Raw genomic sequence first — 11,020 nt, forward strand, 5'->3', positions numbered from 1 at the left:
GGAAGCTCCTTTCTCAGCTGAACCGGTCGAAATGGAGCCGGTCGGCGGCGAGCCCGCCCTCCAGCACCAGCGCCCTGGCGAGCGCGTCGGTCATCGCGGGCGGCCCGGCGGCGTAGTAGGTGAAGTCCGTCAGCGCTTCGCCCAGTTTCGCGACCACAGCCTCGTGCACGAACCCTTGGTGCGATCCGGAATCCGCCGAGCCGGGTTCGGAAACCGCGGTGTGCACGTGGAGTGCGCGCAATCGGCGCCCCGCCATCGCCATCGCTTCCGGAATGTGCAAATCGCGCGGAGCACGGCCGCCGCAGAACAAATGGACCGTGCGCTCGGCGGCGTCGGCCTGCGCGGCCGCGCCGAGCACGACGCTCGCCATCGCGCCGAGCCCGGAACCGCCTGCGACGCAAACGATGTCGCGGTCGTCGCCGGCACGGTAGTACGCCTGGCCGTACGGGCCGTCCAGTTCGATCGTCTCGCCGAGGTCGAGCCCGTCGAACAGGATCGACGTCGCTTTCCCGCCCGGGGACCGCTTGACGACGAATTTCCATTCCCGCCGGCAGTTCCCGAGATTGCTCATCGAGTACGCGCGTTCGATGCCGCTGGGGAACCCGAGCATCGCGTACTGCCCGGCGCTGAACGCGGCGTGCTTTTCCGCGACGAACACGAATTCGGCCATGTCGTGGGTGAGCCGGTGCACCTCGCGCAGCCGGGCGCGCTGCCGGATCGGCCGGTGCGGCGCGGGTTCCGGCACCGAACTCAGGTCGACCACGCAGTCGCTGGCGGGTTCGCTCTGGCAGGCCAGCCTGCGGCCTTTGCGCCGGTCGCGGGCGCTGAGCCCGGGCGCGTCCGCCCAGCGTGTGCGGACGTCGCCTTCCAGCAGCTCGTACCGGCAGCTTCCGCAGGCTCCGCTGTTGCACTCGTAGCTGAGGCCGACCCCCGCGCGGAGGGCGGCACGCAGCAGCGTGTCGCCCTCCGCGCAAGGAAAGCGAACGCCGGTCCCCCGCAGGAGGACGTGGTGTTCGGTCGTCATCGCCGGTTCAGCCTCCGATGCCGAGCTGCCGCTGGAACGCCCGGAGCGCGCCGATCGCGTTCTGGCCCGCTTCGGCGTTTTCCGCCACTTCGGCGCCGTACGCCTCGATCGCGGCGACCGCGAGCGGCTGCCACTTCGCGACCCACTCGCGCAGCTGCGGCACGTTCGAGTCCACTTCGGACATCTGCTTGACCAGCGCCTCGGTCCAGCGCCGCGACCGCTCGCTGTCCCGCAACGCCGATTCGGCCAGCAGCGCGTGCAGCACGTCGCCGTGCCGCCGGGCGCTGACGCCGAGCTGGCGCAGCACGATCTCGTCGAGCGCCGGCTTGGCCACCACGTTCAGCGCGACGAACGCCTCCGCCCAGTCGAACGTGGTCAGCTGGCGTTCCATCAGCTCGCGGAATCCCTGCCAGGCGGGAAGTTCCTCCCACAGCTCGCGCTCGCGCTCGCCGAACCCGGCGGCCGGATGCGCCTGGCGCAGCTGTGCGGTGCGATAGGCCACATTGGACAGCCAGCGCAGCGAATCGGCCGCCTGGAACGCCGCGCAGTTGGCGATCGTGCTGGCCGGGGCCATGTGCACGAGGTACGCGCTGGCCATCTGCACGGTGTGCAGCAGGTACCGGCTCGGCGTGTACAGCTGGGCCAGCACCGCGACCCACTCCGGCGACAGACCGCGGTCGTGGCCCTCGGCGTCGTGCTGGTCGAGCAGGCCGTCCACATAGGACTCTTGGCCGTCCTGCAGGATGTTGTACGTGCGGTACACCAGCTCGTCCGGATCGCGGAAGGCGTTCCAGTCCGGGTGCGTGATCGGGCTCTGGTTGCGGTAGCGGCGGTAGAAATCCGCCATGAACCCGGTGTGCCCGACGTCCCACGGCTGCTCGGGATCGCGGGTGTGCCACAGCAGGTTGGTGGAGACGATCTCGTACTCGCTCGGCTTGCGCCGGCGGGCGGCGAGGTGCCCCCAGGTCTTGAGCGGCTTGAGCGGGGTGCTCACGAGCTGGCCTCCTTGCGGACGGAAGTGCCCAGGTAGAAGCGGAAGACGTCGCCGCCGGTCTCGATCCGGCCCACGAACGAGGGCATGATCAGCTCCAGCTCGGACATCTTGAACGGGCGGCCGAGCTCCTCGGCGATGGTCTCGCGGCGCAGAACGCATTCGCCGCCCTCGACCTCGACCCGCACGTACGAACCGCGGTCGCGGATGTCGACCCGGCAGCCGGGGTTGTCGGTCACCGCGGCGTCGGCGACGGCGCGCGCCACCTCGCCGACCTGGAGGACCGGGCCGACCGGGTCGGCGATGGGTTCAGCGGTGCTCATCCGGTCCTCCTCACTCGAAATAGACTTCGACGCATTCGGTCGGCCCGAGACCGGCCGCCGCGACGGTGCTGGCGCGCTCGAACGGCCGCGCGTCGCCCTGGCGGCGCACCCGCAGCGTCCGGCCGGGCTGGTCGGGCACGTGGACGCCGACCGAGTTCTGGGCCGCCGCGGCGGCGAGTTCGTCCATCGTGTGCTCGCTGTCCGCGGGGAGCAGCTTGAGCACGAAGTCGCCGTCGAAGTGCACGGCGAGCGGAATGGTGGCCATCAGCGTTCCTTTCAGCCTGCCTTGACGAGCTGCTTGCGGTAGGTGTCGACCCAGGAGAAGCCGTGCGCGTCGTCGCCGCCGGGGCCGACCGAGCCGAGGCCCATGTACTCCAGGACGCCGCCGAGGTCCGCGGGCTGGATCTCGCCGCCGAGGAACCGGTCGACCAGGTTCTTGTGGTGCCGGTAGCGCTCCGGGTCGTCCTCGAAGATCCACTTGTCCACTTCGGACGCGAAGTGGTAGCGCCGTCCTTCGTGGACCAGCGAAATGTCGCGCAGTGTCCGGGAAGGCGTGCCGACGATCGGCAGCTGCGAGACGTTGCAGATGATCGGCAGCGTGCCCGGCACCGTCTTTTCCGGACGGTCGTGGGCGAAGTTGTCGATCAGGACGTCCCACACCTTGCCGAAGGTGCCGTTCCAGCCCGGGTACTTCTCCTCCAGCCAGTCGCGCTCCTCCGGGCTGACGCCCGCCGCCGGGTCCCACCACAGCGTCGGCCGCCACGAGTAGGTGCCGAGGTGCTGGCCGTGGTGGTGCTCGGAGATGTCGCGCAGGAAGATGTCCCAGTACCACGGCTTGGACAGGCCGAGGTCCTCCAGCGAGCGCATGAACTGGGTGACGATCCATTCCTCCATGAATTCCTTGAAGGACGCCTCGCGCACGTCCAGCGGGACGTAGTAGTCCATCGGAATCCCGGAGAGGATGGTGAACAGCCGGTACGAGCGCCAGAACGCGATGTCGATCTTTTTCTGCGCCTCGCCGGACTGGCCGTTCTCGATCAGCATCTGCAGCAGCGGCGTGCCGAGCTGCGCGTGCCGGGCCTCGTCGGACTGGATGCTCTGGATGAGTTTGGAGAACGTGAAGTCGCCTGCCTTCGCGGCGTCGCCGGAAAGCCCGATGAACTGCAGGTTCGTGAAGCCGGTTTCGAAGGAGAAGTTCGCGAAAATCGAGGTGGAGACGGCGTCGCGGGTCATCATCACGTCGTCGAAGAAGTGCCGTGCGCCGAGCGTGACCCAGTTGTCGGTGAACATCGCCGCGTGCGACCACTCGAACTGGCGGTCCTTGTTCACGTACTCGTGCGGGAAGTACAGCTGGATCTGCCCGTGCCGGATCTCGTCCAGCATCCCGAAGGTCGCCATGTTGCGCATGCCAGGAGCCTTCGACCAGCGCACGAACCGGGATTCCTGGAACGACGCGCCGTACTCGACGAGCGCGACGGCCGCGTAGTGCTCCTTGAGAATGGAAATCCAGCCCGGGTCGGCTTTGTTGTACAAATCCGCACGCTCCAGCGCGGCCTTCACCGAATACGCCCCGGCGTCCTTCTGCCGCTGAATGTCGACGTATTCGCGATAGCTCACCTTGTACGGCTCGTCATAGGTCGCCCACACCTCGTCGGGCAACCCCTCGCCGCCGGACAATTCCGGCGGGAACAACTCCGCTTCGGTGACGTAGCGCGGAGTCCATTGCGTGTCGCGGGCGATGTCGTACCACTGTGCTCGGTCCAGCAGAGCCATGCGGGTCGCTCCTTGTGGTTTCTTTAGCTGCCGTGCTCGGAACCCAGCGGCCCCTCGCCGCCGGGGTAGACGAAGGACATGGACGGGGCGTAGAACCCGAACGTCACCTGCAAGGGGTGGGCAGGCCGCAACCGGTAGGCGGGATGCTCTTTGTCGAGGAATTCGAAGGCTTCCACCGCGAATTCCTCGGCAATGTCAGCGACATAGGCATACCGCCCGCTGACGAATTCACCGCCGCGGCTCGTGATGTACCGCAACTGCCCGGCAACCCGCCGCGGCGTGCCGATCGCGAGACGCGCGACAGTGCGAATAACCGGCCGCCGCTCGACCGACGTCGTGGCGACCAGCCGGTCCCCGTCGAGATCGAGCGTCGTCTCCCCCGCAGCCCCCGCCGGGACGCCGTGCTCCCGGGCGTAACGAATCATCGGCTCGGAACTGTTGTGGTAATCGGTCCACCACCGTCCCGGAACCCCCGCCTCGGTGTCCAAGCCGGACAGATTCACGCCGAGATAGGTCAGCGAATAAGCACCGAACGCGTCGTCCCCTTCGCTGGCCGACGTCTGAGCGTCCCCCTCGACCACGTACTGGTTGAGGTAGCACGACCGATCAGCGGCCGGCGTGAGTCCCGCCGGAACGAGCTGCGCGACGCCGTCGGGATCCTCAGGTACCCAAACCAGGTAGAGAGTCCGCGACCCGGTCACCAGCTGCGGCGGATGCAGCGACGTGCCCATAGGGGTTGCCTCCAGGTTCACCGTTGAACTTCCCGCCCCATCAGCTCGAAGCGGTGCCCCAAAGACTGCGCGACCCACCCGTGCCCGGGTAGTGCGCACGTTGGACAACAACCGGGCCAGGGATGCCAAACCGGAGCACCCGCCCGCATCAACGCAGGTCAGCCACCCGCACAATGATCACCACCAACGGAATCTGAATCCGTCAAGCCCCGCCAGTACATGAGGGCCACCCTCATTGACTCTGATTCCCTCACGACCCTCCACCGGCCCGCGAGGGGCCCCTTCACGGACGCGGGTCCCCTCAAGGAGCCCTTCACGGCCCCGCCCGCAAACCGCAGCCGCCGCACCCGGCGATCGAGGCACCCAGCCCCTCCCCGCAGCCGCTGCACCCACCATCGAGGCGCCCAGCCCCTCCCCCGCACCCCGATACGAAGCCTCCCTGCGGTCTGGGGTTGCTTGTCAAGGCATCTTTCCCGCCTTGACAAGCAACCCCAGACCGTCAGCACACTCGGGCTTCGGGGTGCCCCACGCCAGCGACCCCAAGCGATGTCGCCCCCCGGCGACGAGCCGCCTCACAACTGATCATCCAACTGCAACGCGATCCACAACTCCGCCCGGACCGCCGGATCGTCCACCTCCCTCCCCAGCGCCTCCGCCACCTTCCCCATCCGGTACCGCAACGTATGCCGGTGAATCCCCAACGCGTTGGCCGACGCGTCCGACTGCCCGTTGTGCGCCAGAAACGTCCGCAACGTATGCCGCAAATCGATCTTCGCCGCCCCGGTCTTGTCCGTGACCGGTTCCAGCAACGCCCGAGCCCACCCCCGCACCTCGTCGTTGTCGAGAAACCGCATCAGCCCGCTGGTAGCCACATCCCCGGCACAGGTCAGCACCCCAGCACCCCCGCGAGAACTGGTGAACACCGACCGGACCTGCTCCCAGGCAGCAGCCAGCTCCCCAGGCGGAGTCGGATCGCTGACCGCCCCCCGGGCCAGCGGAATCCTCCGCAACAAGGCTTCCAACGTCCGCGTATCCCCTTCGGCGGGCGGCATCAACACCACCACCCGCCCCCGCTCCCACTCGGCAACCAGCGCACGCAAACTCCGCAACCCGTGATCCCCCTCGGCATGTTCGAGCAATTCCCGCTCGTGCCCAGACGGAACCCCCAGTATCGCGACCCGAAGATCCCCCTCCGGGAAGTCCGTGTCCAGCGCCTCCCCAATCGCCGTAGCCAGCCCGACGTCCCCGGCCACCGCGGCCTTGAACACCGCCAGCCGATGCTGCCGCTCGCTGTCGAGGACCCCGCGCGCACTGTGCAGCTCAGCGCACAACAACGACACCGCGGTGGTGACAATCGCCTGCTCGGCGGCAGTAAGCGGGGTAGACCGCCCCACCACGAGAAACCCCTGCACCCGCCCCCGTACGGCGAGCGGGAGCACCACCACGGACTCCCCCGCGATCGTCATGCTCAGGCTCGCCGAGTTGGCCCTGTCCCGCAGCCGAGGCAACTCGATCCGCACCCGCGCCACGTGCATCCGCGCCGCAGGCATCCCCGCCCGGAACCCGCCGGCGGCGTCCAGCAGCAACGTCCACCCCCGCACCGCCTTCGCCAGCCGCTCCGCGATCGCCCGAGCCGAGTACGGCGACAACGAAGCCCGGGTCAAATCCCGCTGCGCCGAAACCGCGTAATTCAGCTCCCGCTGCCGCTCATCGGAAAGATGCCCGGCGACAAGCCGGCTCAACGCGGCGAACCGGGTCGTCGCAGGCACCGCCAGCAGCGGCAACCCAGCCTCGCCGGCAGCCTCGACCAGCGGCCGCGGCACATTCTGATAGAACGAACTGGCCCCGAACCCGAGCGCCACCGCACCACCGGCCACGAGCCGGTCGACGTACTCCCGGCTGGCCGCTTCGCCCAGCGCGAGCCGAGACCCAGTGGTAAGCACGAGTTCGCCGCCCTCCAGGTACGGCGACGGGTCGGGCAGTTCGCTGATCAACGCCCAAGTGACCGCCCGGTCCACCGCTCCGGGCGAGCCTTCGGCGGCGAGTTCGAGACCGTGTTCGCCGCGTTCGAGCAGCATCTGGACCGTAAGCGGCATGGTGTCTCCCGGGGACGGATCCGGCGGCCGGAAGTGTAACCGGCGCTCCGCCCGGCCGCCGGGCGATCGCCACCCGGACGAACCAACGTTCTGGACAAAACCCGGTTCTGGTGGGTAGAAACCGTCCCAATCGGACTTGCCCGCCCGCGGATGTCCGGCGGCACAACGGAAAGAGTTCTCGATGCCCGCAGCTGCCCCGTCCCGCCCGGACGTCACGTACCGGACCGCGGGCGATCGCGCGCTGCTCGTCGAGTACGGACCACCGCTGCCGGTCGACCTCGGGCTCAACTTCTTCGCCCACGCCTCGGCCCGGCGGCTGGAGGAAAACCCGGTGCGCGGCGTGCTGGAACTCGCGCCGGGACTGCGTTCGCTGCTCGTGCACTACGACCCGGAAACGATCCAGCACGACGCCGTGATCGCCGCGATGGACCGGCTGCACCGAGAAATCCCCGAGCCCGGCTCGCTCGTGCTGCCGAGCCGCCGGGTGAAACTCCCGATCGCGTTCGACGATTCGACGTCGCGGGAAGCCGTGGAGCGCTACCAGATCACCACGCGCCCGGACGCGCCGAACGTCGTCGAGGGCACCAACGTCGACTACCTGGTGCGCTCGAACGGCCTGCCGAACCGCGAGGCGCTGTACTCGCGGATCCTGGAATCCGAGTGGTGGAACGCGTTCACCGGCTTCTACCCGGGCCTGCCGTCGCTGCTCCCCCTCGACCCGCGCTCCGAACTCGTCGCCCCGAAATACAACCCGGCGCGCTCCTGGACCCCCGAAGGCGCCGTCGCCTTCGGCGGCCCGTGCCTGGTGATCCACCCGATCGAATCGCCGGGTTCGTACCAGCTTTTCGGCCGGACGCTGCCGATCTGCGACCTCGTCCGCCGCCCGCGCGCGCACCGCGCGGACCCGATCCTGATCCATCCCGGCGACCGGATCTCCTTCTACCGCGTCGAAGAGGCGGAGCTGATCGAATTGCGCAGGCAGGTTTTCGAGGGCCGCTACGACTACGACATCGAACCCGGCCGGTACGCGGTCGCCGACCACCTCGCCGTCCAAGCCGACCCGGCGGTCGCGGCGGAGGCGGCCAAACGGCGCGCGGACCGGGTCGCCGCACAGGAACTGGTGAGAATCCCGTGACTCAGACCGCGGCGCTCGAAGTACTGGAACCCGGCCTGCAGACGACCGTGCAGGACTATCCGGGCCGACGCGGCAGGCAGTCACTGGGCTTCTTCCCTTCCGGCCCGGTCGATTCGCTCGCCTTCCGCCTGGCGAACCTCCTGGCCGGCAACCGTCCCGGCGCGGCCGCCCTGGAAATCCCGCTGGGCCGGTTCCAGGCAGGCGTCCTGGCCCCCGGCCGGATCGCCGTCACCGGCCCGGAAACCACGGTCACCCTCAACGGATCCCGTGTCCCGCAATGGGAATCGGTACCCGTGGACACCGGCGACGTCCTGGCGTGCGAGGTTCTGCGCGGCCCTGGCCACCGCCTCTACCTGGCGCTGTCCGGCGGCATCGCGGTACCGGAGGTTTTCGGTTCCCGCTCGACGTTCCTGCTCGCCGGCATCGGCGGCCTCGACGGCCGGGCCCTGGAACGCGCGGACGTCCTGGACACCTTCCCCGCCGCTCCTTCCCGGCCGCGCCGTCTCCCGGCGTCCTTGCGCCCGACCTACCCGACCGCCTGGGAAATCGAGATCCTCCGGGGCCCGCACGCCGACCCGGATTTCCTGACCGCCGAGGATTTCGCCGGCTTCCTCGCCGCGTCCTGGCGCTGCGACCTGAGCTCGGACCGCGTCGGCATCCGGTTCAACCCGCACCGTTTCCGCTGGGCCCGCCCGTCCGGCGACGTGGCGGGCGGGCACCCGTCGAACCTCCTGGACTCCAGCTACCCGCCCGGCGGCATCCTGGCCTACGGCGACGTGCTCACCGTGCTGGGCCCGGACAGCAACACCTCCGGCGGGTTCGCGGTGATCGCCACCGTCGCCTCGGCCTCGCTGTGGAAAGTCGGCCAGCTCCGGCCCGGCCGGGATACCGTGACGTTCCGGGAGATCGACCTGGAGCAGGCGGCGGCGCTCACCGCACACGTCAATCAGCTGCTGGACGTGAAGGCGCTGTCCTGAGTTCCGCTTCGGCTTCCTCCTCAGCCTTTCCCGCCACCGAACCAAGATCGACCGACTTCGTCTCCTTCGCGATCAGCGAGGCCACCAAAGAAATCAAGCCCATCACCGCCAGATAGACCCCGATCGCATACCCGGTGCCGAACTTCGCGTACAACCCGATCGCGATGATCGGCGCGAGCGAACCAGCCAGCACCGAGGCCAGGTTGTACGCCAGCGAAACCCCGGAATACCGCACCTCGGTCGGGAACAGCTCCGCGAAAAACGCCCCGATCACCGAGCTGTACGCGGCGAAAATGAGCAATCCGCCGGCCACCGCGACCATGATCAATCCAGGACTGCGCGTGTCGACCAGTGCGAAGAACACGAAGGCCCACACGATCGTCGCCACCGAAGCGGCCACGTAGATCGGCCGCCGTCCGATCCGGTCGGCCAGCAGGGCGAACAGCGGAATCGTCACCACCGCACAAGCCTGCCCGGCCAGCACCGCCGTCAACCCGACCGAACTGTCCATTTTGAGCACAGTTGTGACATAAGTGATCACGAACAACGAGAACAGGTAAAACCCGGCATTCTCGCCGAAACGCGTTGCCGCGGCGAGCAACACGCTCCGCCAGTGCTTGCGAACCACCACGCCGGCAGGCAGTCCTTCGGGCTTCGGCGCGTCCTTGAACAACGGAGTTTCCGCGACATAAAGCCGCAGCCACAACCCGATCAAAACCAGCACCGCGGACAACCCGAACGCGAGCCGCCAGCCCCAAGACAGGAACTGCGCCGACGGCATCACCGCGCCGAGCACCGCCAGCACACCAGCGGCGAGCAGATTGCCCAGCGGCGGCCCGACATTCGGCCACGAAGACCAGAACGCCCGACGCGCACTGCCGCCGTGCTCGGACACCAGCAGCACCGCCCCGCCCCATTCGCCGCCGAGCGCGAACCCTTGCACCAGACGGCAGACGACGAGCAGCAACGGCGCGAGCACGCCGACCGCCTCGTAAGTGGGCAGCAGAGCGATCAAGAACGTCGAAGCACCCATCAAGAGCAAACTGGCGATGAGTGTCGACCGTCGTCCTTTGCGGTCGCCGAGATGGCCGAGCACGACCGCGCCCAGCGGCCGGGCGAGGAATCCGACGGCGTAGGTGGCGAAAGCGAGCACCGTGCCGACCAACGGATCGTGCGACGGGAAATACAGTTTGTTGAAGACCAAAGTGGACGCGGTGCCGTACAGAAAGAAGTCGTACCATTCGACGGCGGTGCCGGCGAGGCTCGACGCCGCCACCACCCCCAGCCGCGTGTGCGGGCGTTTTCTGTTACGTTCGCGAGAGGTATCGGCCATTTCGGCTCCTGTGGTCGGAGGGTCCGTGACGCGGATGAAGTGCTGATGCCGGAAGCCTCGGTGGCTGTTGGCGCAGCCACCGAGGCGTGCTCCCCCCTGGGAACTGCCTCAGAAGAACCAGTGCACCGGCTCGTTGGCCCGGTCGGCGAGGTCCGCGAACCGTCCCCCGTGGAATGCCAGCGGGTCGCCGTCGCGCTCGCACACGCTGCGCACGTGCCCGAACACGACCACGTGGTCGCCGGCGACCAGATGCCGTTCGACGTCGCATTCGAGGTGCGCGAAGGCGTCCGGGATCACCGGAACGCGGTGGCGGCCCTCGGTCACCTCCAGCCCCGCGAAATGGTCCTCGCCGCGGCGAGCGAAGCGGAGCGCGAGCTGTTCCTGCCGCGCGGACAGGATGTTGACCGCGAACCGGCCCGCCTCGACGACCGCGTCGGTGCTGCGCGCGCCGGTCGTCAGGCACACCAGCAGCAGCGGCGGGTCGAGCGAAACCGACGTCAGCGAGTTGACGGTCATCCCGTGCGGCACCCCCGCCGCCCGGGTGGTGACCACCGCGACGCCGGTGGCGAAACGCCCCATCGTGCGGCGCATCGTCATCGGGCCGACCTCGGCCGAGGAAGTGAGCATGGCGTTCTCC

The 11,020-nt window shown here is 68.6% G+C and carries 11 protein-coding genes; 2 read left to right on the top strand and 9 right to left on the bottom strand.

Annotated elements, in window-relative coordinates:
* Positions 1-13: 13 nt before the first annotated feature.
* The 7 genes from BM362_RS20750 to BM362_RS20780 form a co-directional block, all read right to left on the bottom strand.
* Complete coding sequence (locus BM362_RS20750) at positions 14-1,024, bottom strand: 2Fe-2S iron-sulfur cluster-binding protein (protein WP_067578950.1); 1,011 nt, start codon at positions 1,022-1,024, stop codon at positions 14-16.
* Positions 1,025-1,031: 7 nt separating this feature from the next.
* Complete coding sequence (locus BM362_RS20755) at positions 1,032-2,018, bottom strand: ferritin family protein (protein ID WP_067578952.1); 987 nt, start codon at positions 2,016-2,018, stop codon at positions 1,032-1,034.
* Positions 2,015-2,338, bottom strand: coding sequence for an MmoB/DmpM family protein (locus BM362_RS20760; protein ID WP_093574269.1), 324 nt, complete (start codon positions 2,336-2,338; stop codon positions 2,015-2,017). Before BM362_RS20760 ends, BM362_RS20755 begins: the two co-directional genes overlap by 4 nt.
* A gap of 10 nt (positions 2,339-2,348) precedes the next feature.
* Positions 2,349-2,603, bottom strand: a complete 255-nt coding sequence (locus BM362_RS20765) for a toluene-4-monooxygenase system B family protein (protein WP_067578954.1) — start codon at positions 2,601-2,603, stop codon at positions 2,349-2,351.
* Between the two features lie 11 nt (positions 2,604-2,614).
* Positions 2,615-4,111, bottom strand: coding sequence for a YHS domain-containing protein (locus tag BM362_RS20770; protein ID WP_067578956.1), 1,497 nt, complete (start codon positions 4,109-4,111; stop codon positions 2,615-2,617).
* Between the two features lie 23 nt (positions 4,112-4,134).
* On the bottom strand, positions 4,135-4,842 hold the full coding sequence (locus BM362_RS20775; protein ID WP_093574270.1) for a hypothetical protein: 708 nt from the start codon (positions 4,840-4,842) through the stop codon (positions 4,135-4,137).
* Between the two features lie 572 nt (positions 4,843-5,414).
* The gene (locus BM362_RS20780; protein ID WP_067578957.1) at positions 5,415-6,938 is read right to left on the bottom strand and encodes a PucR family transcriptional regulator; all 1,524 of its coding nucleotides are present in this window, start codon (positions 6,936-6,938) and stop codon (positions 5,415-5,417) included.
* 181 nt (positions 6,939-7,119) lie between these two features.
* On the opposite strand from BM362_RS20780, the gene BM362_RS20785 reads away from it, so the two are divergent.
* Together BM362_RS20785 and BM362_RS20790 are read left to right on the top strand one after the other, a co-directional pair.
* The gene (locus BM362_RS20785) at positions 7,120-8,073 is read left to right on the top strand and encodes a 5-oxoprolinase subunit B family protein (protein WP_067578958.1); all 954 of its coding nucleotides are present in this window, start codon (positions 7,120-7,122) and stop codon (positions 8,071-8,073) included.
* Positions 8,070-9,050 (top strand): 5-oxoprolinase subunit C family protein, encoded by a 981-nt coding sequence (locus BM362_RS20790; RefSeq protein WP_093574271.1) that lies wholly within the window; start codon positions 8,070-8,072, stop codon positions 9,048-9,050. The genes BM362_RS20785 and BM362_RS20790 overlap by 4 nt, the downstream gene beginning before the upstream one ends.
* On the opposite strand, the gene BM362_RS20795 is transcribed toward BM362_RS20790, so the two are convergent.
* Positions 9,016-10,383, bottom strand: a complete 1,368-nt coding sequence (locus tag BM362_RS20795; RefSeq protein ID WP_093574272.1) for an MFS transporter — start codon at positions 10,381-10,383, stop codon at positions 9,016-9,018. The genes BM362_RS20790 and BM362_RS20795 overlap by 35 nt on opposite strands.
* A gap of 108 nt (positions 10,384-10,491) precedes the next feature.
* Entirely contained in the window at positions 10,492-11,010 is a 519-nt protein-coding gene (locus BM362_RS20800) for a flavin reductase family protein (protein ID WP_067578964.1), read from the bottom strand.
* Positions 11,011-11,020 lie beyond the last annotated feature (10 nt).

It is taken from the genome of Amycolatopsis rubida (assembly GCF_900115345.1).
Classification (GTDB): domain Bacteria; phylum Actinomycetota; class Actinomycetes; order Mycobacteriales; family Pseudonocardiaceae; genus Amycolatopsis; species Amycolatopsis rubida.

Excerpts from the sequence above, each read along its gene's own strand:
- BM362_RS20750 (WP_067578950.1), bottom strand. The coding sequence starts at position 1,024 with ATGACGACCGAACACCACGTCCTCCTGCGGGGGACCGGCGTTCGCTTT.
- BM362_RS20760 (WP_093574269.1), bottom strand. The coding sequence starts at position 2,338 with ATGAGCACCGCTGAACCCATCGCCGACCCGGTCGGCCCGGTCCTCCAG.
- BM362_RS20765 (WP_067578954.1), bottom strand. The coding sequence starts at position 2,603 with ATGGCCACCATTCCGCTCGCCGTGCACTTCGACGGCGACTTCGTGCTC.
- BM362_RS20770 (WP_067578956.1), bottom strand. The coding sequence starts at position 4,111 with ATGGCTCTGCTGGACCGAGCACAGTGGTACGACATCGCCCGCGACACG.
- BM362_RS20775 (WP_093574270.1), bottom strand. The coding sequence starts at position 4,842 with ATGGGCACGTCGCTGCATCCGCCGCAGCTGGTGACCGGGTCGCGGACT.
- BM362_RS20780 (WP_067578957.1), bottom strand. The coding sequence starts at position 6,938 with ATGCCGCTTACGGTCCAGATGCTGCTCGAACGCGGCGAACACGGTCTC.
- BM362_RS20785 (WP_067578958.1), top strand. The coding sequence starts at position 7,120 with ATGCCCGCAGCTGCCCCGTCCCGCCCGGACGTCACGTACCGGACCGCG.
- BM362_RS20795 (WP_093574272.1), bottom strand. The coding sequence starts at position 10,383 with ATGGCCGATACCTCTCGCGAACGTAACAGAAAACGCCCGCACACGCGG.
- BM362_RS20800 (WP_067578964.1), bottom strand. The coding sequence starts at position 11,010 with ATGCTCACTTCCTCGGCCGAGGTCGGCCCGATGACGATGCGCCGCACG.